This is a genomic window from Kitasatospora sp. NA04385 (genome assembly GCF_013364235.1).
GTDB lineage: Bacteria > Actinomycetota > Actinomycetes > Streptomycetales > Streptomycetaceae > Kitasatospora.
The window spans coordinates 2,464,325-2,490,900 of sequence record NZ_CP054919.1; the positions used below are offsets into that span (position 1 = coordinate 2,464,325).

Below are 26,576 nucleotides of genomic sequence, written 5' to 3' on the forward strand. Positions count from 1 at the left end.
GGGTGTCGGTCGGCCCGGGGCTAGCCGACCAGCTTGGCGTGCAGGGCGAGCGCGGAGGCGTCGGTGAGGGTGGCGATCTGGTCGATCACGCTGCGCAGCGCGGCCCGGCCGTCCTCGGCCTCCTCGTACTGGGCGGCGAACACCGGGTCCAGCAGCTGCGGGGCGTCGTTCATCAGCGCGTCGGCCAGCTCGGCGATCACCACCCGCTGGCGGGAGCGCAGTTGGGCCTGCTCGTCGCGCTGCATCACGTACCGGACGGCGACCGCCTTGAGCACCGCGCACTCCAGCCGGACGCCGCGCGGGACGACCAGCTCGGCCGCGTACCGGGTGAGCGGGCCGGGGCCGTAGCGGGCCCGGGTGGCCTGCTCGGCGGCCAGGCAGAAGCGGCCGATCAGCTGGCTGGTGAGGTCCTTCAGGCCGGCCCGGGCGCGGGCGGTGCCGTCGTAGCCGGACGGCCACCAGTCCTCGGCGCGCAGCCGGTCCAGCGCCTCGTCGAACTCGGCGGGCTCGGCCTCGGCGAAGCGCTCGGCGATCTTGAACAGCTCGGCCCGCTCGGCGGAGGAGCCCAGCGCCGCCGGGTCGATGTGGCCGGCCTGCAGCGCGTCCTCCACGTCGTGGGTGGAGTACGCGACGTCGTCCGACCAGTCCATCACGGTGGCCTCGAAGCACTTTCGGCCGTCGGGCGCGCCGGTGCGCATCCAGCGGAACACCGGCAGGTCGTCCCCGTACACGCCGTACTTGGTGGAGCCGGGGTCGGTGGGGTGCTGCCCGCGCGCCCACGGGTACTTGGTCGCGGCGTCCAGCGCGGCGCGGGTCAGGTTCAGGCCGACGCTGCGGCCGGGCCACGGGGCGAGCCGGACCTCGGGCTCGCCCTGCGGGGCGAAGCGCTTGGGCTCCAGCCTGGTCAGGATGCGCAGCGACTGGGCGTTGCCCTCGAAGCCGCCGCACTCCCGGGCGGCCTGGTCGAGCGCCTCCTCGCCGGTGTGGCCGAACGGCGGGTGGCCGATGTCGTGGGCCAGGCAGGCGGTCTCCACCAGGTCCGGGTCGCAGCCGAGCGCCGCGCCCAGCTCGCGGCCGACCTGCGCGCACTCCAGCGAGTGCGTCAGCCGGGTGCGCGGGAAGTCGCTGCGCATCGGCGCGACCACCTGGGTCGTCCCGGCCAGCCGGCGCAGCGCCGCGGAGTGCAGCACCCGGGCGCGGTCGCGCTGGAAGGAGGTGCGGCCGGGCCGCTTGTCGGGCTCGGGCACCCAGCGCGCCTCGGACTGCGGATCGTACGGAGCGGTGTTCTTCATATGCCAGTCACCGTACGCCGGATGACGGACATTCGACCCTGCGCCGCGCGAACGGGCGCGCGAACGGGAAGTGGCGGGCGGGCGGCTCGTCCGAGAGTTGCAGAGGATTCTTTGCAGAGACCTCTATGCAGAGAGTTCTCTGCAACCTACGCTGGAGCCATGAACGAGCACCGCCCCGAAGAACCGTCGTCCTCCCCCTCCTCCCCGTCGTCCTCCCCCTCCCCGTCGGCCGCCGAGGTGCCCGCGGTGGGCGATGCGCCGCGCCGGCGGCTGGACGCGGGGTCGCTGCGCGGGCTCGCCCACCCGCTGCGGATGCGGCTGCTGGACGAGCTGCGGCTGAACGGGCCCGCCACCTCCGCCCGGCTGTCCGAGCGGACCGGCGAGTCCACCGGGACCATCAGCTGGCACCTGCGGCACCTCGCCGAGCACGGCTTCATCGAGGAGGAGCCGGGCCGCGGCACCAAGCGGGAACGCTGGTGGCGCGCCGTGCGCGGCGCCATCGTGCTGTCCGCCACCGACTTCGACCAGGACCCGGCCGCCCGCGCCGCGCTCTCGGTGTACCAGGCGGAGAACCTGCGCCGGCAGTACCAGCGGGTCGCCGACTCGCTGGGCGCCGACTGGCAGGGCGAGTGGCGCGGGACGGGCACCGTCACCGACTGGAACAACCTGCGGCTGACCCCCGCCCAGCTCCAGGCCCTCGCCGAGGACCTGGCCGCCGTGGTCGCCCGCCACACCCCCGACCCGGACGCCGCCCCCGACCCGGCGGCGCGGCCGGTCATCGTCCAGATCCAGGCGCTGCCCCGAAAGGACCCCGACCGGCCATGACCGCACCCGCCTCCGCGCCCGTCCCCGCCGCCTCCGCGACCGCACCCGGTTCCTCCGCCGCCGGTGCCGCCGCCTCCTCCCCTTCCTCCTCCGCTTCCACCCCGGCCGACCGGGCCGGGGGCGTGTCCGCGCCGGCGTCCGGCGGGCTGCTGCGGCGGCACCGCGACTTCCGGATGCTGTGGGTCGGCGAGACCGCCAACAAGTACGGCTCCGCGGTCACCGGCCTGGCCCTGCCGCTGGTCGCGGTCAGCACCCTGCACGCGAGCACCCTCCAGGTCGGGCTGCTCGGCGCGGCGGGCTGGCTGCCCTGGCTGCTGATCGGCCTGCCGGCCGGGGTGTGGGTGGACCGGCTGCGCTGCCGCCCGATCATGCTCGCCTCGACCGCCGTCTCGCTGCTGCTGTACGCCACCGTCCCGCTGGCCGCGCTCGCCGGGGCGCTGACGCTGTGGCACCTGCTGGCCGTCGCGCTGCTCGCCGGGGCCGCCGGGGTGTTCTTCCAGACCGCGTACACCGCGTACCTGCCGCAGCTGCTCGAACCCGCCGACCAGTCCGAGGGCAACGCCAAGCTGCACGGCAGCGCCTCGGCCGCGGGCATCGCCGGGCTGGGCAGCGGCGGCCTGATCGCGCAGCTGGCCGGGCCGGTCAACGGGCTGCTGGCCAACACCGCGACGTTCCTGCTCTCGCTCTGGTGCACCGCCCGGATCGGCCACCGCGAGCCCGGCCGCGGCGGGCGCCCCCGCCGGGCGCTGCGCCGGGAGATCGGCGAGGGGCTGCGGCTGCTCGCCTCCGACGTCTGGTTCCGCACCTTCGCGCTGTTCGGCGCCGCGTCCAACCTGGTCCTGACCGGCTACCAGTCGCTGCTGGTGGTCTTCCTGATCCGCGAGGTCGGCGTCGGCGAGGGCACCGTCGGCCTGCTGGTCGCGGCCGCCTCCACCGGGGGCATCGTCGGCGCGGCCGTCGCCCGCCGGATCGCCGCCCGGATCGGCACGGCGCGGGCGATGCTGGTGCTGGAGCTCGCCCTGCCCGCGCTGACCGTGCTGATCCCGCTGACCGACCGCGGTGCCGGGCTGGTCTGGTACCTGGTCGGCGGGTTCGGCGCCTCCTGCGGGGTCGTCGCCGGGAACGTCATCAAGGCGACCTTCCAGCAGCGCTACTGCCCGCCGGAGCTGCTCGGCCGGCTCTCCGCCAGCAGCGCGGTGCTCAACTTCGGCTCCATCCCGCTCGGCGCGCTGCTGGCCGGCGTCCTGGGCACCCAGCTGGGCGTGCGGCCCGCGATGTGGCTGATGACCGCCGGCGTGCCGCTGGCCGCGCTGATCCTCTGGTGCTCGCCGATGCGCCGCGTCCGCGACCTGCCCACCGAGCGCCGCGTGCCGGTCCGCGAGACCGGTGCTGGTGCCGGTGCCGGTGCTGGCGCAGCCGGGGCCGGTGTGGCTGGAGCTGGTACGGAGACTGGTGTGGCCGGGGCCGGTACGGCCCGGGGTCAGGAGCCGGGCGGCGGCGCCGGACGGGAACGCCGGTGACGGCTGCGGTCAGCCCGCCAGCCGGACGGTCCGGGTGACGCAGGACTGGTACCGCTCCAGGACCAGTGCGGCCAGCGCCGGGTGGTCGCCCAGCGGGGCGGAGGTCAGTGCACCGTCGGCCGCGGCGGCCAGGCGGGCGAAGTCACCCGGCGCGGTGAAGTAGGAGGCGACGGCGACCCGCGGGTGGCCCTCGGCGGTGAGTTCGGCGACCCGCGCGGCCACGCTCGGACCGCTCGCCGCCACGTACCCCGGGCGGACGGCGACGCCCAGCCGGGCCGACAGCAGCGCGGCCTGCGCCCCGGTGTCCTCGGCGGCGTCCTGGTCCCGGGAGCCGGAGGCCGCGAGGACCACCGGCTCGCCCCGCCAGCCGGCCGCCACCAGGCGGTCGGCCAGTGCCTCGGTGAGCAGCGGGTCCGGGCCGAGCGGCGGGGCGCACTCTCCCGCCAGGTGCGGTGCGGCGGCCAGCGTCCGGGGGATGTCCACCTTGCTGTGGTAGCCGCGGCTGAGCAGCAGCGGCACCAGGACCACCCGGCCGCTCAGTTCGTCCAGCACCTCGGGCAGCAGCGGGTCGTTCAGGCCGAGGTGCCCGAGCCGGATGTCCAGCTCCGGCCTGGCCCGCCGCAGCCGGGCGTGCAGCCGACCGAGTTCGGCGGACGCGGCCGGGTCGTGCGAGCCGTGCGCCACCAGCACCAGGGCCGGGCGGCGGGCCGCGTGCAGCACCCGCAACGGGGCGAGGCGGCCGGGGAGCGAAGTGGTGGTCATACCTCCAGCGTGCCGGACACCTGTTTCGATCCGGTTGCCCATCGGTCACGGGTGGTTTCCCCCGCTCTCACCCGACCGGCCCGCGCGGGTGAGCGGCCGGGCCGGGCTCGCCCGGGACACCGCGCCGGGCGGACGCGGTCCGGGACGGGTGGTCCGGGACGGGGTTCCCGAAGCCGGGGTTCCTGAAGCCGGGGTTCTTGAAGCCGGAGGGCTCAGGGGGCCTGGTCAGGGTTCCGTCCGGGCGCGTGTCCCGGGCTGCCGGGGGACCCTCGGGGAGTGCCCCGGGGCAGCGCCGGACGGCGCAGCGGTGAGCGCTGCCGTGGCGGGCGCGGGCGTGGCCGTCCCCACCGCTTCGGACGGCGCCCCGTACTCCTGGAGGAGCATCAGCGACTCGCGGTGGGCGAGCGGATCACCGGCGTCGGCGGCCCGCCGGTACCACTCCTCGGCCTGCTGCGGCCGGCGGCGCTCGGCGAGCATCCGGGCCCCGGCGAGCAGGGCGTCCCGGTCGCCCTCGGCGGCCGCGCGCCCGTACCAGGTGAGCGCGTCGTCGATCCGGCCCCGGCTCTCCAGCATCTCGGCGGCCTCCCGGACGGCCCGCCCGTCGCCCGCGTCGGCGAGCCGCTGCACCCACGCGATGGCCCGGTCCTCGCACGTCGACCTGGACAGCATCCGGGACGCCTCGCGCAGCCGCTCCGGCTCCGTGCCGTCGTGGCCCCGCAGCAGCCCGGCTTCGAAGGGCCGACCGGCCTGCACCAGCAGTTCCACCGCCTCGTCCAGCGTCACGGGCCCGGTCCGGCCGGTGGGAGCGGCCGCCGGTGCGGGGCCCGCGGTCGGGCGGCCGGCTACCTGCGACGCCCGCGGTTCGAGGCCCGGCGCGAGCGCGGCGGTACCGGGCCGGACGGCAGCGGGGTGGGCGGCATCGAAGTGAGCGGCACTGAGGTGAGCGGCATTGAGGTGAGCGACGGCGGGGTGGGCGACGGCGAGCAGGGCGTGCCGGTCACCCGCCGCGGCCGCGGCCCGGTACCAGCCGACGGACTCCCGGGAGCGGCCCAGTTCGCCCAGCAGTCGGCCGAGTTCGCGCATCGCGTAGGCGTCGCCACGGGCGGCTGCGCGTTCGTACCAGTGGACGGCGCCGGTGCTGTCGCCCTGTCGCTCCAGCAGGTCGGCGGCCTGGAACAGGGCGGTCTCGCTGCCCGCTTCGGCCGCCTTCCGGTACCAGTCCAGCGCCCCGTCCGGGTCCCCGTCCCGTTCGCACCGCTCGGCGCGGTCGCGCAGCGCCTGCGGGTCGCCGATGTGGGCGTACCAGGGCAGGTTGCCGTACTGGCCGTGCCTGGCGAACAGGGCGGCGGCCTCGTGCCAGGCGGTCTCGTCGCCGCAAGTCGCCGCGCGCTCGTACCAGGCGGCGGCCTCGTCGATCCGGCCGGCCGCCTCCAGCGTTCCGGCGGCCTCGGGCACGACGGCCACCGCACCCTGGGCCCAGGCCCGTTCCCACCAGGCGGCCGCCCGGTCGATCCGGCCCGCGGCGGCGCAGATCCTGGCGCAGTCGACGGCCGCTTCGGGGTGCCCGTCGTCCGCCGCCCGGGCGAACCACTCCAGGGCCTCGTCGGCGCGGCCGAGTTCGGCGAGCAGGCGTCCGGCCTGGTGGCGGGCGGCGCGGTGGCCGGCCCGGGCGGCCTCCTCGAAGCGGTGCAGGGCGGGTGCGATCCCGCCGGAGCGGCCGAGGAGTTCGGCGCCCCGGAAGCGGGCGTCGGTGCTCCCGGCCAGTGCGGCCCGGTCGTACCAGTCGACGGCCTGCTCGAACCTGCCGTCGCGTTCCAGCAGTTCGGCCGCCCGCAGCGCGGCCTCGGGCACTCCCCGGTCGGCTGCCGCGGCGTACCAGTCGGCGGCCTCGGCCGTCCGGCCCGCCTCGGCGAGCAGGGCGGCGCCGACCGACAGCGCGGCGAGGTCGCCCGCTTCGGCGGCCGAGGCGCAGAGCCCGACCGCGATCCGGGTGAGCCCGCGGACGGCCGCCGACCGTGCGAGGGCGGACCGGTCGGCGGGGTGGGCGTACCGGGCCAGGGACTCCCACAGCCCGGCCGGGACGGTGCGTCCCTCCCGTTCCGGCCGCAGCCGCCGCACCAGGGCCTCGGCGATCCGCACCTCGGGCCCGCCGGTCGTGCGGGCGGCCCCGACGCCCCGGGATGTCACGGCGCCGCGCGGTGCCCGGGCGGCCGCGGCCTTGGCGGCCGCCGGGTCGCCGGCCGTCAGCAGCGCACCCGTGCCGGGGACCGCCTCGCGCAGGTACTCCAGCCCGTCGGCCACCCAGCCCGGGCGGAGGGCGTTGCGCTCCCGGGAGGTCAGGTAGTGCGGGGCGGACGCCGCCAGCAGCGCCGCCGGCAGGACCGGGCGGTGGCCGAGGCGCACCGCGTCCAGCGCGGCATCGACGACGGCCCTGGCGGCCGGCGGCGCCGTGCGGTAGCGGTTCACCAGCCGTGCCCCGGCCGGCAGCGGACCGCCTCCGGTGCCGCGGCGAGTGCCACCGCCCGTTCCGGTGGCCACCGTCGACCTGACCCAGCGGCCCGTACCGTCCGCGGCCCGGACGACCGCCGTTCCTCGGAGGGCCGTCGGCCGCCGCACGGACGGGCAGGTCACGCCGGGGCCCGGTTCTCCCGACGGACGCCCGGTCTGCTGCCGGGGGATCCGGGCCCGGCTCCGGTCGGCCTCCAGGAGCGCGGACCAGTAGGCGGACCGCCGCACCGGACGGCCCGAGACGCGGGCCAACTCCCCCGCCACCGCGGCGAGTCGGTCCGCCTCGCGGGGCACCGAGCGCCCGGACAGCCAGCCGTGCAGGGTGGACGGGCTGATGCCGCCGATCCTGGCCAGCCGTTTCTGGGTGACCGCCCGACCGTCGGCCCGACGGGCCTCGTCCCAGAGCAGCAGGAGTTCGCGCAGCACCTCGGAGCGGGTCTCCCGGCCCCTCCCCCGCACGTCTGTTGTCATGCCAGCTCCCCGGCCGGACGCGGACCGGATCTTCGAACCCGCTCCCCTGCGTGCAGAGTACGCACTCCCGTACCCCCTCGTACCGACTTCTTGGCGAATCGCATTCCGAATCGGCGTTCCTGCCTCCGGGTGGGCCCGCCACCTGCTATAGGGCCGCCCGGGGGCGGCGCCGGACGGCCGGTCCGCCCGGCAGGGAGGGCTTCGACGAGGGCGGCAACGCGGGCGCCGACGACGGCCCGCCGGGGAGTCGGTCCGGGGCGTCCAACCCGGCCCGGTGGGGAGTCGGCGGAGAGCCGGGCCGGGGAGTCCGGCGGAAGGCGCCCGGTGCCGGCGGTGCCCGGGGGCTCTCACAGCGGCCACCCGGCGCCGCTGAGGCCGAAGTTCCGACCGTGAAACAGGGCGGCACCGGTCGGGAAACACCCTCCGAGCATGCTCGGTACCACGACAGCGACCGGGTCCCGGGCCACCGAAGGCCCGCCCGGTCGAGGCCTCCGGCGGGACCGGAGGTGCGCTGCGCCACCGGACCGACGGTGATCCGTTCGGCGCCCGGCCCGCCCGCCAGCTCCGACCGCCCACCGTCCGGAGCACGACCTCGGAGGGACTTCCCGATGACCACCACCAAGCCCACACTGCTCCTGGTCGGCTACGGCATGGTCGGCCACCGCTTCCTGGAAGCCCTGGCCGACACCGGGGCCGCCGCCCGCTACCGGGTCGTCGTCCTCGCCGAGGAGCCCCGGCACGCCTACGACCGGGTCGGCCTGACCTCCTACTTCTCCGGCCGGAGCGCGGACGACCTGCTGCTCGCCGAAGAGGGCTTCACCGATCGGCACGGGTTCGAGGTGCACCTCTCCTCCCCCGCCGTCTCGCTCGACCCGGCGGCCCGGACCGTCACCACGGCCGCCGGGCACACCCTCTCCTACGACACCCTGGTGCTGGCCACCGGCTCCTACCCCTTCGTCCCCCCGGTGGACGGCCGGGACGCCGAGGGGTGCTTCGTCTACCGCACCATCGAGGACCTGCAGGCGATCGAGGCGTACTCGGCCGGGGCCCGGGTCGGCGCGGTGGTCGGCGGCGGCCTGCTCGGGCTGGAGGCCGCGGGCGCGCTGAAGGGCCTGGGCCTGGAGACCCACGTGGTGGAGTTCGCGCCGCGGCTGATGCCCGTACAGGTCGACGACGCCGGCGGCGCCGCGCTGCGGCGGACCATCGAGTCGATGGGCGTGGTGGTGCACACCGGCATCGGCACCAAGGCGATCACCGTCGCCGACGGGCGCGCGGTCGGCATGTCCTTCACCGACGACTCCGAGCTGGCGACCGACCTGGTGGTGTTCTCCGCCGGTGTCCGCCCCCGCGACCAACTGGCCCGCGAGGCGGGCCTGACGGTCGGCGAGCGCGGCGGCATCGCGATCGACGAGCACTGCCGCACCTCCGACCCGCACGTCTTCGCCATCGGCGAGTGCGCCCTCGCGGTGGACGGCCGGGTGTACGGCCTGGTCGCCCCCGGCTACGAGATGGCCGTCGCGGTGGCCCAGCAGCTGGCCGAGCAGGCCGCGCAGCCGTTCACCGGCGCCGACCTCTCCACCAAGCTCAAGCTGCTCGGCGTCGACGTGGCCAGCTTCGGCGACGCCTTCGGCAGCACGCCCGGCTCGCTGGACGTGGTGTACTCCGACTCCCGCTCCGGCGTCTACAAGAAGCTGGTGGTCACCGGCGAGGGGGCGCTGCTCGGCGGCATCCTGGTCGGCGACGCCTCGGCCTACGCCACCCTCCGCCCGCTGGCGGGCACCGGGCGGCCGCTGCCCGTCCCCGCCGAATCGCTGGTCCTGCCGGCCGGCGCGGACACCGCCGTCTCGCTCGGCAGCTCCGCGCTGCCCGACGACGCGGTGGTCTGCAGCTGCAACAACGTCACCAAGGGCACGATCCGGGCGGCCGTCACCGATCACCGGTGCACCACCGTCCCCGAGGTGAAGAAGTGCACCCGGGCGGGCACCAACTGCGGCTCCTGCGTCAAGCTGCTCGGCACGATCGTCGCGGACGAGCTGGAGGCGAGCGGCGTCGAGGTCGACCGGGGCCTGTGCCCGTGCTTCGCCCACACCCGGGCCGAGCTCTACGAGATCGTCCTGGTCAAGCGGATCTCCACGCACCGCCGGCTGCTCGCCGAGCACGGCCGGGTGCCGGAGGGCTCCGAGGGCTGCGAGGTCTGCAAGCCGACCGTCGCCTCGATCATCGCCTCGCTGGCGCCCGAACTGGAGGCCTCCGGGCACATCCTGGACGGCGAGCAGGGCGGCCTGCAGGACACCAACGACCACTTCCTGGCCAACCTGCAGAAGAACGGCTCCTACTCGGTGGTGCCGCGCATCCCGGGTGGCGAGATCACCCCGGACAAGCTGATCGTGATCGGCGAGGTGGCCAAGGAGTTCGGCCTCTACACCAAGATCACCGGCGGTCAGCGGATCGACCTGTTCGGTGCCAGCGTGGACCAGCTGCCGATGATCTGGAGCCGACTGGTCGCGGCGGGCTTCGAGTCCGGCCACGCGTACGGGAAGTCGCTGCGCACGGTGAAGTCCTGCGTCGGCTCCACCTGGTGCCGCTACGGCGTGCAGGACTCGGTCGCCATGGCGATCCAGCTGGAGCTGCGCTACCGCGGCCTGCGCTCGCCGCACAAGCTCAAGTCCGCGGTCTCCGGCTGCGCCCGCGAGTGCGCCGAGGCCCGCGGCAAGGACTTCGGCGTCATCGCCACCACCAACGGCTGGAACCTGTACGTGGGCGGCAACGGCGGCGCCACGCCCCGGCACGCCGACCTGCTCGCCCAGGACCTGGACGACGAGCAGCTGGTCCGCCTGATCGACCGGTTCCTGATGTTCTACATCCGCACCGCCGACCGGCTGGAGCGCACCTCCACCTGGCTGGAGCGGATCGACGGCGGCCTGGACCACGTCCGCGAGGTGGTGGTCGAGGACTCGCTGGGCATCGCCGACGAGCTGGAGGCGCTGATGGCGCGCCACATCGGCGACTACCAGGACGAGTGGGCGGCCACCCTGGCCGACCCCGACCGGATGCGCCGGTTCGTCTCCTTCGTCAACGCCCCGGGGGTGCCCGACCCGAGCATCCGCTTCGTGCCCGAGCGCGACCAGGTCAAGCCGGACCTGGTGCTGCTGTCCACCTCGGAGCAGCTGCTGGCCGCCCTCGACCCCGACAACGCCCCGTTCCCGGCCGCCCGCATCCTGGAGGAAGCCCGATGACCGCCACCGCCACCGCCACCCGGGTCGAACTGCTCTCCGACGCCGGCTGGTCCCCGGTCTGCGACTGGGACCTGCTGGTCCCCGGCCGCGGCGTCGCCGTCCTGCTGCCGGACGGCCGCCAGGTCGCCGTGTTCCGCGACGGCAACGACCGCCTCTACGCCGCCGACAACCGCGATCCGTTCACCGGCGCGTACGTCCTCTCCCGCGGCCTGCTGGGCTCCACCTCGGACGGCCGGGTCTACGTGGCCTCGCCGCTGCTCAAGCAGCGCTTCGACCTGGCCACCGGGGAGTGCCTGGACGACGAGGGCGTCCGGATCGCCGTCCACGCGGCCCGCTCCGTCTGACCCGGCCCGCTCACCCAGCCCCTGACTCGGTCCTCTGACCCGGGACCCGGGGCGGCCCGCCCGCCCCGCTCCGACCGGCCTCGCCCCCGTCGTCCCGCCGACGGGGGCGAGGTCAGCGCTGTGGCCGGAGCGCGGCCAGGACGGCGGCGGCCATGCCCTGCTGCCCCTGGGCGTTCGGGTGGATCGGTGCCAGCCCCTGGCCGGGGGCGAGCGGCTCCACCCAGCGGGTGCCCACGTCCTCGCACATGTCGTGGCCGGCGGAGGCTGAGTAGGTGTCGACGAACGCCACCCCGGCGGCTTCGGCCCGCTGCCGGAGCATGCCGTTCAAGCCCTGCTCCTGCTCGGAGACGAAATCGACGTCGGCGCCGGCGATCCCCTCGCCCAGTGTTCCGGCGCAGCGGCCCGAGTCCTGCGGCAGCAGGGCCGGGTACCCGATCAGCAGCACCTCGGCCTGCGGGGCGCGGCGCTTGATCTCACCGAGGGCGGCGGCGAGCCGCTCGCCGGTGGCCGCCATCTTCTGCTGGACCTCGCCCCGCCCGGCGCCGGTCGTGTAGTACGCCCGGCAGGGCGCGTCCTCGCCCCGGCCGGTCAGGCTGTGCCGGACGTTCTCGATCGCGCAGCGGCCCAGCACGTCGAGGAAGCCGGCGTCGTTGCCGCCGATCCCGAGCGTCACCAGCCGGGTGGCCGCCCCGAGCGCGTCCAGCTGGGGCGGGTTGGTCCCGTCGTCGGTCCGCTGGGCCGCCGTCAGGTCGCCGGTGCGCGCCCCGCTGCAGCTGACGTCGGTGAACTCCTTGAGGTCGAGCCGCTGGGCCACCAGGGACGGGTAATTGACGCCGGAGCGGCCGCAGCCCAGCGGGGAGCCGTTCTGCGGCGGTATCCGCAGGCCCGAGGTGTAGGAGTCGCCGAGGGCCACGTACGGCCCGGTGACGGCGGCGCGGGTGGCCGAGAGCGTCGGGGAGGGCCGTTCGGGTTCGGGCAGCGGGGAGGCGCCCCCCGCGCCGCACCCCGCGGTGCCGATCAGGACCGCCCCGGTCAGGGCCGCCGCGGCGGCCGGGAACCGGCGGCGCACCTACTCGGCGCCGCGCTCGTGCTCGGCCAGGAACTCCTCGAACCTCCGGCCGAGCTCGTCGGCCGAGGGGAGGTCGCTGGCCTCAGCGAGCAGGCTCTCGCGGTCGACGGCGCCGGAGACGGCGTCGTACTGGCCCTCCATGCCCTGGATCGCCGAGCGCAGCTCGCCGTCGCCCTGGGAGAGCTGGTCCTCGATCTCGGCGTAGACCTCGTTGACCCGGGCGCGCAGTTCGCTGCCGGGCAGGACCAGGCCGGTGGCCGACTGGGTGGCCTCCAGGATCGCCACCGCGGCCGCCGGGTAGGACGAGCGGGCGATGTAGTGGGGGACGTGCGCCGCGAAGCCCAGCACGTCGTGCCCGGCCTCGCCGAGCCGGTACTCGACCAGTGCCTGGGCGCTGCCGGGCACCTGCGCCTGGTCGAACCACTTGGGGTGGCCGGCGGCCAGGTCGACCCGGTTGCCGTGCGGGGTGAGGCCGACCGGACGGGTGTGCGGGACGCCCATCGGGATGCCGTGGAAGGAGAGCGCGAGCCGGATCTCGAACCGCTCCACCAGGTCGCCGACGGCGGCCGCGAACAGCTCCCACTCGGTGTCCGGCTCGGGGCCGGTGAGCACCAGGAAGGGCGCTCCCACCGAGTCGCGCACCAGCTGGAGCAGGATCTCCGGCGGCTCGTAGTCCGTCCAGCTCTCGCGGTCGAAGGTCATCGCGGGGCGGCGGGCCCGGTAGTCGACCAGCCTGTCGTGGTCGAACCTGGCCACCACCTGCGGGGACCCCTGCTCCAGCAGGTGCGCCACGACCTGGCCGCCCGCCTCGCCGGCGTCCATGAAGCCCTCGAAGTGGTACAGCAGCACCAGGCCGGTGCCGGCCTCGGCGGCGGCGCGCGCCGCCGCCAGGGCGGTCACCCCCTGCGGTTCCAGTTCGTACAGCTCCTTGGGATCACGCACGGCGCACCCATCCCCGTTCCGTCTCGTCGTCTCGCAATGCTTTCGAATCTGATCTGTCCAGCGTGCGACGGCTCGTCGGAATTCCCACCCGCGCACGAGTCTTCACGCCGTCTCTCGAATCCTCTCACCTTCGGGCAAAGCACCTGGTCGCGGGCGTGGCAGACGGGTCTGCCGACGGGACGGCGGAGCGTCGCGGCGTGCCGGAAGGACCCGCGCGCCCCCGCTGGCGCGCCGCGAAGTGACGCACCGCCTTCTGGCGGGTATCGTCCTCTCGCTGCCTCGCATCGTCGCGTCGTCGCGCCACGCCGTCTGTCACGTCGTGGGCCACGCCCCGGTCCGTTGCGCTGCCAGCCATCCCATGCGCACCTTGCCTTCACTTGGCCGCCTGCTTCGCTTCGTGATCTCGTTTCTCTCTCGGCCATCTCGCGGACGCACACTGTCCCGTCGCTCATCCCGCCGGATCGGTCCGTCGACCCGTGTCCGTACCGGCACCGCGCTGCCCGCCTCCGGGCTGCCGTCCCGCCGCACGCCCGAGCCTCTGGCGTAGCGCCCCCGGGCGGCCGTTCTCCGGGGCCGGGGCGACATCGACCACTGCCCTCGCGCCGCGAACCCGGCACGCGGGCCCCGACGACCGCCGAAGGACCGAAGGATCCGTGCCCGTACCCGTCACCCTCTACGGCCGCACCGTGCGGCTGGAGCCCCTCGCCGAGCACCACGCCGCGGCCCTGGCCGTGGCAGGCTCCGAGGACCGTACGACCTACGCCTTCACCCCCGTGCCGCACGGCCTGGAGGCCGCCCGGGAGTACATCGCCCGCGCCCTCGCCGATCGGGCGGCGGGCCGGTCGATGCCGTTCGCCACCGTGAGCACGGCCGACAACCGGGTCGTGGGCTCCACCCGGTTCCTGGAACTGGACTACTGGCAGGGCCCGCTGGTCTGGCCGCCCGTGCCGGGCGTGCCGCACGGCGATCCGGTGGAAGCGGTTCCCGACGCCGCGGAGATCGGCAACACCTGGCTGTCCCCGCGGGCCCAGGGCACCGGCATCAACACGGAGGCGAAGCTGCTGATGCTGCGGCACGCCTTCGAGGTGTGGCGGGTGCAGCGAATCTCGCTGCGGGCCGATGCCCGCAACACCCGTTCCCGGATCGCCATCGAGCGGCTGGGCGCCACCTCCGAGGGGGTGCGCCGGGCGCACTCGCGCGGGCTGGACGGGGTGGTCCGGTCCACCGCGTTCTACTCGATCCTGGACGAGGAGTGGCCCGCCGTCCGGGACATCATCGAGCTGCGGATCGCCGCCGCGACCTCGCCCAGCGCGCCGGACCCGGCCCCCCTCAACCAGGAGTGCCTTAGACACGGCAGCTCCCTGGTCTCCGATCCGATGATCGGCGACTCCCTGATGCCGGCCGCCTGAGCCGGTGGTCGTCCCGGTCCGGGGCGGGGGCGCGGCACCGCGCGGTGTCGCGTCCCGCCCCGGCCGGTTCCCGCCGGAGATTTCTCGGCACTCTGTCGAGTTGTCAAGGAGCACGGACAGCACTGGGTCGGGCCCACCTCCGCTCCTGGGTGTGATCCTTTTGACACTCCGCCGGGCGGCCCGCTCTCCGCCCTGTCTCAGCCCGCGTTCCCGCTCCCGTCCGGTCCGGTTCCGGCTGGCCCGGTTCCGGCCGCTGCCCCAGCTGCCTCCGCGGCGGCGGCCATCTGCTGGAGCGCCGCGAGGTGCGCCGCCAGCAGGGTGCGGCCCTGCTGGGTCGCGGAGAGCCAGGTGCGGGGCCGCTTCCCGACGTAGCCCTTGCGGGCCCGCAGGTAGCCGGCCGTCTCCAGGCCCGAGGCCGTCTTGCTGAGCACCGAGTCCGAGACCTGGCAGTAGTCGCGGACGACGGAGAACTCGGCTTCCTGGCACCCGCTGAGGAAGGCCAGGACGGTGAGCCTGGTGGGCTGGTGGAGTATCGGGTCGAGCCCGTTCACTGCTCGCTGCTCATGCTCTGCTCCTTGATTTCCCGGTTGGCCATGGTGATGACGCCCCACACGGCCAGGCCCGCGACCACGCCCGCGGCAGCCATGGCCCATCCCTGCTCGCCGGTGGCCAGCCAGGTGCCGAACCAGGCCAGCACCGACAGCAGGACGGTCAGGCCGAGCGCCCGCAGGACGCCCGGCGGAACCTTGGTCTTCTCCAGTTGCGCGGCGACACCGCTGGAACGCATGGCCACCCGCACTATGGCCGCCAGCACCGCCGCGAGGGCGGCCGCGCACAGCGGTATCAGCCACTGTGCCTGCCGTTGGAAACTCTGGCCGATCGCCGCGCAGTAGACCGCCAGGGTCGCGCCCACTCCGGGGCCGTACCACCAGGGCATCGGTGCGGGCCGCCGGGCGGCAGCCTGCGCGCGCTGGGCGATCGCCAACGCCTGTGCGGGCGTGAGCTCCTCGGACTGCTCGTGCGCGTGCTGCTTGTCGTCAACCATCTGGACCCCCGAGCGGACGTGCCGTCGAATCCGGCCCGCTGCCGGATCAAGTGCTATCACTCTGACACATACTTTCCGGAGGGGAAAGTAATTTTCCGACGGCTTGTCAGCAGGTGCTTCAGCAGCGCGGATCGATCTCCTGGAAGCTCGCGTAGTGGTCCGCCGTCCAGTACTGCTCACCGATGCCCCCGGTGACGATCCGCCTGGTTCCGCGGTCGCCCGACCCGGGCGTGACCACGGTGAACTCGTGGTAGTAGCCGTTGGATTGACGGGGCAGCCGACCCTCCCGGTTCTCGAAGACGATGCCGTCCGAGCGGTACGGATAGGGGCCGCCCCGGGCGATCAGGCCGAGGGTGTCGAGGGCCTGGACGGGCAGCTTGCCACGGCAGACGTCGGCCAGTGCCGGGTCGGTGGGGACCCAGGCGCCTTGGGCGGCGGACGACTTGGCCGGGGCCGACGGCTTGGGTGCGCTCGCGGTTCCGCCGCGGGTGGCGGACGGGGAAGCGGGGGCGGACGCGGCGGGCGGGGACTTCGCGCTGCTCGCGCCGTCCGGGTCGTTCCCGCCGTTCAGCAGGGCGGCGACGCCCGCGGCGATGCCGAGGAGGACCACGGCAACGAGGCTGATCAGGCGGTTGCGGCTGTTCATGGCCCCCAGCCTGCCGCACCCGCTCACCCGAACGGCGCACGGCGCGCGGCGCACGCACCCGGCGGGCGGGAGCGGAGCGGACGACCGGAAGCGAAGCGGGCAGGCTGGGGCGGAGCGGACGGGAGAACGCCGCCGGGGCGGGAACGGACGCCGTTGTCCGTTCCCGCCCCGGCTGCTTCGTACGGCGGCTCTCCTGCGCCGAGCTCCGCCGTACGCCCCTCCCCTTCCGGAGGGGTGCGGTCAGTGAACCGCGCTGCTTCGTGTCAGCGCGAGTCGCTGCCCGCCGTCTCGATGGCGGCGCGGCCTGCCTCCAGGCGCGCCACCGGAATCCGGAAGGGAGAGCAGGATACGTAGTCCAGCCCCACTTCGTGGAAGAAGTGCACCGAGTCGGGGTCACCGCCGTGTTCGCCGCAGACACCGAGCTTGAGGTCCGGGCGGGTGGCCCGGCCGGCCTGGGCGGCGTTCTTGACCAGGGCGCCGACGCCGTCGCGGTCGATGGTCTCGAACGGGCTGACCCCGAAGATGCCCTTCTCCAGGTAGGCGGTGAAGAAGGAGGCCTCGACGTCGTCGCGGGAGAAGCCCCACACCGTCTGGGTCAGGTCGTTGGTGCCGAAGGAGAAGAAGTCGGCGGCCTCGGCGATCTGACCGGCCGTCACGGCGGCCCGCGGCAGCTCGATCATCGTGCCGAGCTTGATGTCCAGGGTGACGCCGGTGGACGCGGCGACCTCGGCGAGCACCCGCTCGCACTCGTCGCGGACCAGTTCCAGCTCCTGGACGGTACCGACCAGCGGGATCATCACCTCGGGGCGCGGGTCGCCGCCGGCCAGCTTGCGCTCGGCCGCGGCCTCGGCGATCGCCCGGACCTGCATCCCGAACAGGCCGGGGATGACCAGGCCGAGGCGGACGCCGCGCAGGCCGAGCATCGGGTTGGCCTCGTGCAGCCGGTGCACGGCCTGGAGCAGGCGCAGGTCGTTCTCGTTCGGGTCCTTGCGGGCCTCGGCGAGGGCGACGCGCACCGACAGCTCGGTGATGTCGGGCAGGAACTCGTGCAGCGGCGGGTCGAGCAGCCGGACCGTCACCGGGAGGCCGTCCATCGACTGGAACAGCTCCAGGAAGTCGCCCTTCTGCAGCGGCAGCAGGCTGGACAGCGCGTTCTCGCGGTCCTTGTCGTTGTCCGCCAGGATCAGGTGCTCGACCTCCTTGCGGCGCTCCTCGCCGAGGAACATGTGCTCGGTGCGGCACAGGCCGATGCCCTGGGCGCCGTACCGGCGGGCGCGGTTCGCGTCCTCGGCGTTGTCGGCGTTGGCGCGCACCGCGAGGCGGCGGCGGACGTCGGCGTGCGACATCAGCCGGTGCACCGCCTGGACCAGCCCGCCCTGGACGTCGGCGCCGGCGTGGATGGTGCCCTCGAAGTACTCGACCACCGGGGACGGCAGCACCGGGACCTCGCCCAGGTACACCTTGCCGTTGGCGCCGTCGATGGAGACCACGTCGCCCTCGTGGACGACCTGGCCGTCGGCGGTGGTGAACTTGCGGTTCTTGGTGTCGACCTCCAGCTCCTCGGCGCCGCAGACACAGGTCTTGCCCATGCCGCGGGCGACCACGGCCGCGTGCGAGGTCTTGCCGCCGCGCGAGGTGAGGATGCCCTCGGCGGCGATCATGCCTTCCAGGTCGTCCGGGTTGGTCTCGCGGCGGACCAGGATGACCTGCTCGCCGGAGCGGGACCACTTCACCGCGGTGTACGAGTCGAAGACCACCCGGCCGACCGCCGCGCCGGGCGAGGCGGCGATGCCGTACGCGACCGGCTTGGTCTCGGAGGTGGGCGCGAAGCGCGGGAACATCAGCTGGGCGAGCTGGCCGCCGGTGACCCGGTGCAGCGCCTCGTCCAGGTCGATCAGGCCCTGGTCGACCAGCTGGACGGCGATCCGGAACGCGGCGGCGGCGGTGCGCTTGCCGACCCGGGTCTGCAGCATCCAGAGCTTGCCGCGCTCGATGGTGAACTCGATGTCGCACAGGTCCCGGTAGTGGTTCTCCAGGGTGTGCATGATGGTCATCAGCTCGTCGTACGACTTCTTGTCGAGCTGCTCCAGGTCGGCCAGCTGGAGGGTGTTGCGGATGCCCGCCACCACGTCCTCGCCCTGGGCGTTCTGCAGGTAGTCGCCGTAGACGCCCTGGGTGCCGGTGGAGGGGTCGCGGGTGAAGGCGACACCGGTGCCCGAGTCCTCGCCGAGGTTGCCGAAGACCATGGTGCAGACGTTGACGGCGGTGCCCAGGTCGTTCGGGATGCGCTCCTGCCGGCGGTACAGCCGGGCCCGGTCGCCGTTCCAGGAGTGGAAGACCGCGTGGATCGCCAGGTCCAACTGCTCGCGCGGGTCCTGCGGGAACTCCCGGCCGGTCTCCCGGAGCACGATCGCCTTGAAGGTGGCGACCAGCGACTCCAGGTCCGCGGCGGTGAGGTCCAGGTCGTTGGCGGTGCCCTTGGCGTGCTTGGCCTCCTCCAACGCCTCCTCGAAGAGCTCGCCGTCGACGCCCAGCACGGTCTTGCCGAACATCTGGACCAGGCGGCGGTACGAGTCCCAGGCGAAGCGCTCATTGCCGGACTGGGCGGCGAGCCCGGTCACCGAGGCGTCGGAGAGGCCGATGTTCAGGACGGTGTCCATCATGCCGGGCATCGAGAACTTGGCGCCCGAACGCACCGAGACCAGCAGCGGGTTGTCCGCCTGGCCGAGCTGCTTGCCCATCTGCTCCTCGAGGGCGGCCAGGTGGCCGGTGATCTCCTCGTTCAGCGAGCCCGGCTCGGTACCGGTCTCCAGGAACACCTTGCAGGCGTCGGTGGTGATGGTGAACCCCGGAGGGACGGGGAGACCCAGGTTGGTCATCTCGGCGAGGTTCGCGCCCTTCCCGCCGAGAAGATCCTTGAGGTCCTTGTTTCCTTCGGTGAAGGAGTAAACAAACTTCTGCTTCGCCGCCACGGGTCGTTCTCCTCGCACACGGTTGCCCTGACGCCGGAGAACATACCCATTTCGAAGGCCTTCTAGGGGAGCGAATAGCTCGTACGAGCTGCTGAGCGGGCGATTGGCCAGCAGATCTAATGCCCGGGCGGGCGTTCGCCTGCGTTGCTGAAATCGTCCGGGTGACGCTTGCGATGCTTCAAGAAGTGAACACATCGCCACATGCAGCTCACGCGAACCGGACACACCGTGACGGCATTCGCTCCACCACGTTTCCCCGGCTTGATTTCCTGCAGTCAGCTGCGGCGATCCGCCGGCAGGGCCGTTCGGGAAGCGATCCGGACTTGTACACCTTGGCGAAGTCCGCTGACTGGCTGTCACTCGCCACGATATGTGGCCAGCGTCACGAGCGCATCTCAGCTGTCGAGCCGACCCGGACTACGTCGAGTGTCGCTTTCCGTTGATGATCCAGTCGCTCTGCGTTGCTCGAATTAGCCTCGAAGGAGCCTCACTGTCCATCTTGGACAATCAGGCTGGGACGCCACGGCCAGGCTCGGGCCCAGGCAGAACCTGCCGTGGCGTACAGATCATCCACCAGAGGTGTCCGATTCGGCGTCTTCGGCGAGTCGGGCGCACTCGTACGGATCGTCCAACCAGCCTTCCGGCAGGACCACCCGGTTGTTGCCGCTGGTCCGGCCGCGCGGACCGTCCGCACCGATCGGCCAGCTCTGCTCCTGGTCGACCAGGGCCAGCGTCTCGGCCAGTTCGGTCAGCGAGCTGGAACCGGCGAGCTTCACCCGCAGTTCGGAGCCGACCGAGAAGCCCTTGGTGTACCAGGCGACGTGCTTGCGGAAGTCGATGACGCCGCGGGCCTCGTCACCGAGCCACTCCCCCAGCAGCTGGGCGTGCCGCACCATGGCGCGGGCCACGTAGCCGAAGGTGGGGCGGGCGTAGTCGACGTCCCCCTCGAAGATCGACACCAGGTCCTTGAACAGCCAGGGCCGGCCCAGGCAGCCCCGGCCGACGACCACGCCGTCGCAACCCGTCTCGCGCATCATCCGCACCGCGTCGTCGGCGGACCAGATGTCACCGTTGCCGAGCACCGGGATGCCGGCCGGGACGGACTCGCGGAGCCGGGCGATGGCCGACCAGTCCGCGGTACCGCCGTAGTGCTGGGCTGCGGTACGGCCGTGCAGGGCGATGGCGGAGACGCCCTCCTCCGCACCGATCCGGCCGGCGTCGAGGTAGGTGAGGTGGTCGTCGTCGATGCCCTTGCGCATCTTCATGGTGACGGGCAGGTCGCCGGCGTTGGCGACCGCCTGGCGCAGGATGTCGCGCAGCAGGTTGCGCTTGTACGGCAGCGCGGAGCCGCCGCCCTTGCGAGTCACCTTGGGGACGGGGCAGCCGAAGTTGAGGTCGATGTGGTCGGCGAGGCCCTCCGCGGAGATCATCCGCGCCGCCTTGCCGACCGTCTCCGGGTCCACCCCGTACAGCTGGATCGAGCGCGGCTTCTCGCTCGGGTCGAACTTGATCAGCTGCATGGTCTTGGCGTTGCGCTCGACCAGCGCGCGGGTGGTGATCATCTCGGAGACGTACAGACCCCGGCCGCCGCTCTGCTCCCGGCACAGGGTGCGGAAGGGGGCATTGGTGATGCCGGCCATCGGCGCCAGCACCACCGGCGGCCAGACCTGCATCGGCCCGATGTTCAACGGGGCGAACTCCGGTGCGCCGGGTGCTGCCGGGGTGGCCTGGACGGTGTCGGGCGTGGTGGTCATGCGCGGCGGATCCTCATACGGGTAGGGCCCCAACGGCGGGCTTCCGGACTCTCCATTCTCTCCCACCCGCCGGGCGGGCCCGTCCGGGACCGGGGCGGGGCGGCTGACGGGGCGGTGCGGGGCGGGCTGACCTGGCGGAACTGGGTGGTTGGACCGGGGGGTGGGGCCGGGCGGTCAGGGCTGGGCTGGTGCGGCGTGGTGGGGATGGGTGCGGTGAGGGACGAGTGCGACGAGCGGCCCCCCTTGTCGGGCGGGCCCGGGCGGGTCAGGGTCTCCCGGTCCGGCCGATGGTGACGGTGCCGGAGGAGGAGGTGATGTCGAGCAGTCTCGGCGCGCCGCTGTCCTGGAGGGACTGGTCTATCGTCTGGCTGCCGCCGTCGCTGCTGAGGTCGATCCGGTACCGGCTGTGGTCGTCGGGCAGTTGCAGGACGAGGTTTCCGGAGGCGAGGCGGGTGGTGACCTCGTCCGGCGGACGGTCGTACTGCAGGGTGACCGACCCGGAGGAGGCGGACAGTTGGGCCCTCGACGAGCTCAGCTCCGTGCCGATGATCTGTCCGGACCCGCTCCTCGCCCAGATCGACCCGCTGACCTTGATCAATTCGATCTGGCCGCTGCCGGTCTCCGCCGAGACGTTGCCGGACACACCCGCGATCTCCGTCCGCCCGGAGCCGTTGCGGGCGTGGACGCTGGTCGACGGCGGCACCTGTATCTCCAGGGCCACCGGGCAACCGTGCAGGATCCGGGCCTCCGGGCAGTCGACGGAGACCGTCATCGTCCCCTCGCCGATCCTGGCGGTGACCGTGGGCTTCCGCAGGGCCCAGCCGATCCGCTCGGACACCACCACCCGGTCGGTGCCGCCGGAACGCACGGTGACCTGGGCGGGGCCGGAGTCGATGTCGAGCTGCCCGACCGTCTCGAAGTACGTCCGCTCCCGGACCGCCTCCTGCCGGACGAGCAGCGCCCCCGTGGCAGCGGCGCCCGCCAGGACGACGCAGGCCAGGGCCAGCACGCCGACGATCCGCCAGACCCGGCGCTCGCCCGGGCCGGGCGCGGCCGTCGGGCCGACCGGCCCCGGGACCGGCAGCCAGCGGGCGAGCCTGCCCGGTCCGGGAACCGCCCGGGGCTCGGCGGGAACCACCCGGGGCTCGGGCGGGGCGGGCCTCGTCACTGGCTGACCTCCAGGAAGCGCAGCACCGCGAGCACCCGCCGATGGGTGTCCTCGGCGGGCGGCAGGTCGAGTTTGGTGAGGATGGAGTTGATGTGCTTGGAGACGGCGCTGTCGCTGACCACCAGGGAATCGGCGATCGCGGTGTTCGAACGCCCCTCGGCCATCAGCGCCAGCACGTCCCGCTCGCGGGGCGTCAGCCGGTGCAGCGGATCGCTGTCGCGGCGCAGCAGCAGTTGGGCGACGACTTCGGGGTCGAGGGCGGTACCGCCCTGGGCGACCCGGTGCAGCGCCTCCACGAACTCATCCACGTTGGCGACCCGCTGCTTGAGCAGGTAGCCGACACCGCTGGTGTTCCTGGCCAGCAAGTCCGCCGCGTAGCGCTCCTCGACGAACTGGGAGAGCAGGACGACCGCGGTATCGGGCCACTGCCGGCGGATCATCAGTGCGGCCCGGACCCCTTCGTCGGAGAAGCCCGGGGGCATCCGGACGTCCGCGACGACGATCTTCGGGCGGTGCTCCTCGACGGCGGCGAGCAGCGCTTCGGCGTCCCCCACCGCGGCGGCGACCTCATAGCCCTCGCTCTCCAGCACCTTGACGATGCCGATCCTCAGCAGGACCGAGTCCTCGGCGATCACAGCTCGCATGGCAGCTCCATGGTGATGGTGGTCGGGCCCCCGCGGGGGCTGGTGATGGCGAACGACCCGTCGACCGAGGCGGCGCGCTTGCGCAGGCCGTCCAGACCGGTGCCCCGGCCGGCCTCCGCCCCGCCGATGCCGTCGTCGGTGATGGTGATGCGCAGCCGGTCGGCCGACCGGCGCAGGGCGAGGTCCACCCGGGAGGCCCGGGAGTGCTTGGCGGCGTTGGCCAGCGCTTCGGAGACCGTGAAATAGGCGACCGCCTCCACGGTGGGGGCTATCCGGCCCGGCAGGTCGACCGTGAGGTGCACCGGGACGGGGCTGCGGGCGGCGATGCCGGAGAGCGCCGCGTCGAGCCCCCGGTCCTCCAGCACCGCGGGGTGCAGGCCGCGGACCAGGTCGCGGAGCTCCTTGACGGCGGCCTGGGCCTCCTCGTGCGCGGCGGCGATGACCTCCAGGGCCTCGGGCGGGAGGTGTTTGAGGGTGCGCCGGGCGAGGCCCAGGTTCATCGCGAGCGAGACCAGCCGCTGCTGCGCGCCGTCGTGCAAGTCCCGCTCGATGCGGCGCCGTTCGGCGTCCGCGGCGTCCACCACGTCGACCCGGCTGCGGGCCAGGTGCTCGACGCGGCGCTCCAGCACCTCCGCCCGGTTCGGGCCGAGCAGCGCCCGGACCGTCCACAGGTCGACCGCGGCGAACAGGGCGGCGAGCCAGGGCACGGCCGCCAGCAGGAGCAGGCCGCCGAACGTGGCGAAGGCACCTTCGACGGCCCAACCCGGCCCGGTGCGCAGGGGGTTGCCGGGCGGCAGCAGCCACACCCAGCCGAAGAAACCGAGCAGGACGAGCGACGCCCCCGAGAGGGCGAGCACCAGGCCGGCGCACAGGGCCTGCAGCGGGGCGACCACCAGGTGGTGGAGGGCCTGGCGCCACGTCAGCCCCGCACGGAGCCGGACCAGCCACCCCGCGCCCGGCGGGACCCGGCCCGGGATCTCCACTCCATGCAGGGCGCGGACCCGGCTGCGCTGGGCGGTGGTCAGCAGGTCGAAGAGGACCACGGCCAGGAACGACCACAGCAGCAGGGCGCCGCCCGAGGAGCTGAGGACGATCGCGCAGGGCAGGCCGAACGGGAGGCCAGCGGCCAGGAACAGCGAGTCCCGTCGAGCAATCGCGGACCAAGGCGTGCGCGCGACCAGGGCGGCGCGGACCGCGGCACCCTGTACCGCCCGGCTCGGAGGCGTATCGATCTTCGACTGGAACATGCGGATCAGCGTAGAGGCCGTCCGATCACGGCCTCCATGGCGTGAGCCTCCGTCTTTTTGGTGTACCTGGCTACACCAAGAAGACGGAGCCGTGCGCTACCGACAAGATCACTGCCCCGAAGGATTCTTGACGGCATGACGAACACGAACCTGATCCGCTGTGGCCGCGTCCCCTTCTCCGCCGTCCGGGCGGCGACCGCCGACCTCCTCGGCACCTCATCCGAACTCGCCTCCTCTGCCGCCGAGTTGGGGATGATCGCCGAGGTCGGCCCGTGGGCGGTGCGGCTGCGCGAGGGCCGCCGCACCGCGATGGAGGTCTACGAGTACGGCGAGTTGCTCGACGTCGTGGTCGAGTCCTCACTGGGTGGCTCCGGGCTGCGCGGGGCCCGACGCGGCCCGGCCGGAAGACCGGGGGGAGGGCCGGTCTCGTGCGCGTGGGGCCGGCTGCCACCCTGCGGGGCGCCCCCGTCGGTGCACTTCCTCGCCGGTGGTCTGCGGCGGCGGCCCACGGGTGCGGACACCGTGCGGACGGCGGGCCGGTTCTGGTTCGGCTCGGTGGCCGGAGAGTTCCGCTGGGCGCGGCTGCCTGCGGCCGTCGGCTGCGCTTGCGCGGGCCGCCCGATACAGGGGAGGGCAGCGTGATCGGGTTGGTTCCCGTACCCGCCGCGGGCGGTGCCGGTGGTGTCCTAGGGGCCGGGCGTCCCGCGGTTCCGGGCCGGTGGGCCGGGTGGTTGCGGGCCGAGGTGCTGTTCCTGGGCTGCGCGCTGGTCCTGCTGCCCTGGGCGGCACTGCTCGCCGCGCTGCCCGGCGGCCGCCCCTGGGCGGTGCTCGATCTGGCCGAGGCGGCGGCCCTGTCCGCGGCCTCCGTGCGGCTGCGACGGAGCCGGAGCCCGTTCGGGCCCGCCGTTCTGGCCGGCGTCCTGCTGGTCACGGACGCCGGGTGCGACCTGGCGGCGGCCTCCAGCGGGTCGGAGCTGCTGGTCGCCCTGTTGATGGCGGTGGGCGCGGAGCTGCCGTTGGCCGCCGTGTGCGGGGTGACGGCGTTCCGGCCGGGTGCCGGTCCGGTACCCCGGGTCGCCGGGCGTCTCCGGCTCCGGCGATTCCGGCTTCGGAAGATCCGGAGGCGGGCCGCCGTCCCGACTCCGGTGGGCGACCGGCCCACCGGGTTCCTCAAGGAAGGAGTGTCAGTGCAGAACGTCCACCTGACGACACAGGTCGCTACGGGGATCGCGTCCGGCTCTCCGGCGAACCGGCTGTACACCGGGATGTCGAGCCGGTTGCGGGTCGCTGCGGATGGGGGCCGACCGAACCGCTCGGCCGCTGCTGGGGCTCCCCGGCCCGGCACCGTGCCCGTGCCCGTGCCCGTCGCACCCGCCACATCGGTCATGTCCGCCACGCCCGCCACGCCCGCGCGGACGAGCGGGTGCGACCGTCCGGCTCGATCGCCCGGCGGGTCCAGGGCTGCCGGGCCCCGGTGCCGGGCCGAGACCTGGGCGTCCCCGCCCCGACCCGGCCGGGCCAGCCGAGCAGCGTCCGACACGGTGAGAACGACCGTCTCCGCTCGGCGCGATCCCGGAGTGCGGCGGCGACCCGGTCTGGAGCGACAGTCCCGCTTCGGGGAAGTGCGCTCCCGGCAGTCCCGCAGAAGCACAGCCGGTCCACGCCGCCGCTCCGCGCTGGGGAACTGAGCGCCTGAGGAGGAAACCCGCCTCGGAAGGTTCGCTTCCCCACCCCTGCCCAAGGAACCTGAACCACCTGCCTCGCTCGGGGCCGAAAGGAGCCGCCCGACCTGCCGGTGATCCGACGGATGCCGCCGCCACCGATCCGCTCTCGTTCTTCCTCCTGTAGACCCTCGGTCCTTGACTCCTCCATAGTGCGATGCGCCCTGCCGACCAACGACCGCTATCCGGCGATCGACCCCCCGTTGCCGGGGTCGCGCTCACCGGTGCGGGCATGGTCGGCGGGCACTACTACGGTTTGCCAGGTGCGGACGGGGCGGGAAGCGGGCCCGGCGACGGGGCGGGGCGGGGCGGCGTCCCGCGCGGAAGAACGCGGCGGCAGGGGCCGCGCGAAAATGGGAAGCCGCTGTCCGGAGCCGGTGCGAGGATGGCGGCATGACGACGCCCCCGCCCCTCCTCCCGCACGAGACGCGTACCCACGAGCAGTTGACGGCCGCGATCACGTCGTCCGGGGTGCGTCCGAAGTACCTGTGTTTCTGGGGGCACCGACCGCAGCAGGACGGACAGGTCGGTCCCGGTTCGCTCAGCCAGTGGTGGCCCTCCCCGTTCACCGTCGACGGGGTCCGGTACCACACCGCCGAACACTGGATGATGGCCGGGAAGGCCAGGCTGTTCGGGGACGAGGAGGCCGTCCCGAAGATCCTCGGGGCGCGGACGCCCGCGGAGGCGAAGAAGTTGGGCCGCCTGATCCAGGGGTTCGACGAGGACCGGTGGGTGGCGCACCGTTTCGAACTGGTGGTGACCGGCAGCACCGCGAAGTTCGGACAGGACGAACGGCTCCGCACGTACCTGCTCCGTACCGGTACCCGCGTCCTGGTGGAAGCCAGCCCGCTCGACCGGATCTGGGGCATCGGACTCGCGGCCGACGACGAGCGGGCCGTCTCCCCGGAGCAGTGGCGGGGCCTGAACCTGCTCGGTTTCGCCCTGATGGAGGCGCGGGCCCGGCTGGCGGGCTGACCTCCCACGCTGAACCACCCCTCCCT

At 73.9% G+C, this 26,576-nt stretch carries 20 protein-coding genes; 7 read left to right on the forward strand and 13 right to left on the reverse strand.

Features of this window, described 5'->3' with window-relative positions:
• Positions 1-20: 20 nt before the first annotated feature.
• Positions 21-1,292, reverse strand: coding sequence for a deoxyguanosinetriphosphate triphosphohydrolase (locus HUT16_RS10760; RefSeq protein ID WP_176187739.1), 1,272 nt, complete (start codon positions 1,290-1,292; stop codon positions 21-23).
• Positions 1,293-1,451: 159 nt separating this feature from the next.
• Between HUT16_RS10760 and HUT16_RS10765 the strand changes: the two genes are divergently transcribed.
• Positions 1,452-2,117, forward strand: a complete 666-nt coding sequence (locus HUT16_RS10765; RefSeq protein ID WP_176187741.1) for a helix-turn-helix domain-containing protein — start codon at positions 1,452-1,454, stop codon at positions 2,115-2,117.
• A gap of 173 nt (positions 2,118-2,290) precedes the next feature.
• Positions 2,291-3,637 carry an MFS transporter gene (locus tag HUT16_RS10770; RefSeq protein WP_254898283.1) on the forward strand — a complete coding sequence of 449 codons (1,347 nt, stop codon included), beginning with the start codon at positions 2,291-2,293 and terminating at the stop codon, positions 3,635-3,637.
• Between the two features lie 9 nt (positions 3,638-3,646).
• Here HUT16_RS10770 and HUT16_RS10775 read toward each other — a convergent pair whose 3' ends face one another.
• Together HUT16_RS10775 and HUT16_RS10780 are read right to left on the reverse strand one after the other, a co-directional pair.
• On the reverse strand, positions 3,647-4,399 hold the full coding sequence (locus tag HUT16_RS10775; protein WP_176187746.1) for a sirohydrochlorin chelatase: 753 nt from the start codon (positions 4,397-4,399) through the stop codon (positions 3,647-3,649).
• A 225-nt stretch (positions 4,400-4,624) separates the two neighbouring features.
• On the reverse strand, positions 4,625-7,378 hold the full coding sequence (locus HUT16_RS10780; protein ID WP_176187748.1) for an SEL1-like repeat protein: 2,754 nt from the start codon (positions 7,376-7,378) through the stop codon (positions 4,625-4,627).
• Between the two features lie 608 nt (positions 7,379-7,986).
• Here HUT16_RS10780 and nirB point away from each other — a divergent pair.
• Together nirB and nirD are read left to right on the forward strand one after the other, a co-directional pair.
• Positions 7,987-10,614: a nitrite reductase large subunit NirB gene (gene nirB, locus HUT16_RS10785; protein ID WP_176187750.1), complete on the forward strand. Its 2,628-nt coding sequence runs from the start codon at positions 7,987-7,989 to the stop codon at positions 10,612-10,614.
• Positions 10,611-10,958: a nitrite reductase small subunit NirD gene (gene nirD, locus HUT16_RS10790; protein WP_176187752.1), complete on the forward strand. Its 348-nt coding sequence runs from the start codon at positions 10,611-10,613 to the stop codon at positions 10,956-10,958. Before nirB ends, nirD begins: the two co-directional genes overlap by 4 nt.
• A gap of 112 nt (positions 10,959-11,070) precedes the next feature.
• Here the strand turns inward: nirD and HUT16_RS10795 are convergent, their stop codons facing one another.
• Together HUT16_RS10795 and HUT16_RS10800 are read right to left on the reverse strand one after the other, a co-directional pair.
• Positions 11,071-12,027 (reverse strand): SGNH/GDSL hydrolase family protein, encoded by a 957-nt coding sequence (locus HUT16_RS10795; RefSeq protein WP_176187754.1) that lies wholly within the window; start codon positions 12,025-12,027, stop codon positions 11,071-11,073.
• On the reverse strand, positions 12,028-12,969 hold the full coding sequence (locus tag HUT16_RS10800) for a PAC2 family protein (RefSeq protein WP_176187756.1): 942 nt from the start codon (positions 12,967-12,969) through the stop codon (positions 12,028-12,030).
• 653 nt (positions 12,970-13,622) lie between these two features.
• On the opposite strand from HUT16_RS10800, the gene HUT16_RS10805 reads away from it, so the two are divergent.
• Positions 13,623-14,378, forward strand: coding sequence for a GNAT family N-acetyltransferase (locus HUT16_RS10805; RefSeq protein WP_176187758.1), 756 nt, complete (start codon positions 13,623-13,625; stop codon positions 14,376-14,378).
• A 197-nt stretch (positions 14,379-14,575) separates the two neighbouring features.
• Here the strand turns inward: HUT16_RS10805 and HUT16_RS10810 are convergent, their stop codons facing one another.
• From HUT16_RS10810 to HUT16_RS10845, 8 genes are all read right to left on the reverse strand, one after another.
• Positions 14,576-14,929, reverse strand: a complete 354-nt coding sequence (locus tag HUT16_RS10810; protein WP_254897752.1) for a transcriptional regulator — start codon at positions 14,927-14,929, stop codon at positions 14,576-14,578.
• A complete protein-coding gene (locus HUT16_RS10815) occupies positions 14,926-15,423 on the reverse strand; it encodes a hypothetical protein (protein ID WP_176184164.1) in 498 nt (165 codons plus the stop codon). Before HUT16_RS10815 ends, HUT16_RS10810 begins: the two co-directional genes overlap by 4 nt.
• 118 nt (positions 15,424-15,541) lie before the next feature.
• Complete coding sequence (locus HUT16_RS10820; protein WP_176187762.1) at positions 15,542-16,069, reverse strand: ribonuclease; 528 nt, start codon at positions 16,067-16,069, stop codon at positions 15,542-15,544.
• Positions 16,070-16,332: 263 nt separating this feature from the next.
• Positions 16,333-19,041 carry a pyruvate, phosphate dikinase gene (ppdK, locus tag HUT16_RS10825; protein WP_254897753.1) on the reverse strand — a complete coding sequence of 903 codons (2,709 nt, stop codon included), beginning with the start codon at positions 19,039-19,041 and terminating at the stop codon, positions 16,333-16,335.
• A 566-nt stretch (positions 19,042-19,607) separates the two neighbouring features.
• Positions 19,608-20,714 (reverse strand): tRNA dihydrouridine synthase DusB, encoded by a 1,107-nt coding sequence (gene dusB, locus HUT16_RS10830; protein ID WP_176192609.1) that lies wholly within the window; start codon positions 20,712-20,714, stop codon positions 19,608-19,610.
• Between the two features lie 346 nt (positions 20,715-21,060).
• Entirely contained in the window at positions 21,061-21,963 is a 903-nt protein-coding gene (locus HUT16_RS10835) for a DUF4097 family beta strand repeat-containing protein (protein WP_176187766.1), read from the reverse strand.
• A complete protein-coding gene (locus tag HUT16_RS10840) occupies positions 21,960-22,607 on the reverse strand; it encodes a response regulator transcription factor (RefSeq protein WP_176187768.1) in 648 nt (215 codons plus the stop codon). Before HUT16_RS10840 ends, HUT16_RS10835 begins: the two co-directional genes overlap by 4 nt.
• Positions 22,595-23,854 (reverse strand): sensor histidine kinase, encoded by a 1,260-nt coding sequence (locus tag HUT16_RS10845; protein WP_176187770.1) that lies wholly within the window; start codon positions 23,852-23,854, stop codon positions 22,595-22,597. Before HUT16_RS10845 ends, HUT16_RS10840 begins: the two co-directional genes overlap by 13 nt.
• Before the next feature lie 135 nt (positions 23,855-23,989).
• On the opposite strand from HUT16_RS10845, the gene HUT16_RS10850 reads away from it, so the two are divergent.
• Positions 23,990-24,496: a hypothetical protein gene (locus HUT16_RS10850; protein ID WP_176187772.1), complete on the forward strand. Its 507-nt coding sequence runs from the start codon at positions 23,990-23,992 to the stop codon at positions 24,494-24,496.
• A 1,472-nt stretch (positions 24,497-25,968) separates the two neighbouring features.
• The gene (locus HUT16_RS10855) at positions 25,969-26,550 is read left to right on the forward strand and encodes an NADAR family protein (RefSeq protein ID WP_176187774.1); all 582 of its coding nucleotides are present in this window, start codon (positions 25,969-25,971) and stop codon (positions 26,548-26,550) included.
• The last annotated feature ends 26 nt before the right edge of the window (positions 26,551-26,576 follow it).

Excerpts from the sequence above, each read along its gene's own strand:
- HUT16_RS10760 (WP_176187739.1), bottom strand. The coding sequence starts at position 1,292 with ATGAAGAACACCGCTCCGTACGATCCGCAGTCCGAGGCGCGCTGGGTG.
- HUT16_RS10765 (WP_176187741.1), top strand. The coding sequence starts at position 1,452 with ATGAACGAGCACCGCCCCGAAGAACCGTCGTCCTCCCCCTCCTCCCCG.
- HUT16_RS10770 (WP_254898283.1), top strand. The coding sequence starts at position 2,291 with ATGCTGTGGGTCGGCGAGACCGCCAACAAGTACGGCTCCGCGGTCACC.
- HUT16_RS10775 (WP_176187746.1), bottom strand. The coding sequence starts at position 4,399 with ATGACCACCACTTCGCTCCCCGGCCGCCTCGCCCCGTTGCGGGTGCTG.
- HUT16_RS10780 (WP_176187748.1), bottom strand. The coding sequence starts at position 7,378 with ATGACAACAGACGTGCGGGGGAGGGGCCGGGAGACCCGCTCCGAGGTG.
- nirB (WP_176187750.1), top strand. The coding sequence starts at position 7,987 with ATGACCACCACCAAGCCCACACTGCTCCTGGTCGGCTACGGCATGGTC.
- nirD (WP_176187752.1), top strand. The coding sequence starts at position 10,611 with ATGACCGCCACCGCCACCGCCACCCGGGTCGAACTGCTCTCCGACGCC.
- HUT16_RS10815 (WP_176184164.1), bottom strand. The coding sequence starts at position 15,423 with ATGGTTGACGACAAGCAGCACGCGCACGAGCAGTCCGAGGAGCTCACG.
- HUT16_RS10820 (WP_176187762.1), bottom strand. The coding sequence starts at position 16,069 with ATGAACAGCCGCAACCGCCTGATCAGCCTCGTTGCCGTGGTCCTCCTC.
- dusB (WP_176192609.1), bottom strand. The coding sequence starts at position 20,714 with ATGCAGGTCTGGCCGCCGGTGGTGCTGGCGCCGATGGCCGGCATCACC.
- HUT16_RS10840 (WP_176187768.1), bottom strand. The coding sequence starts at position 22,607 with ATGCGAGCTGTGATCGCCGAGGACTCGGTCCTGCTGAGGATCGGCATC.
- HUT16_RS10845 (WP_176187770.1), bottom strand. The coding sequence starts at position 23,854 with ATGTTCCAGTCGAAGATCGATACGCCTCCGAGCCGGGCGGTACAGGGT.
- HUT16_RS10850 (WP_176187772.1), top strand. The coding sequence starts at position 23,990 with ATGACGAACACGAACCTGATCCGCTGTGGCCGCGTCCCCTTCTCCGCC.
- HUT16_RS10855 (WP_176187774.1), top strand. The coding sequence starts at position 25,969 with ATGACGACGCCCCCGCCCCTCCTCCCGCACGAGACGCGTACCCACGAG.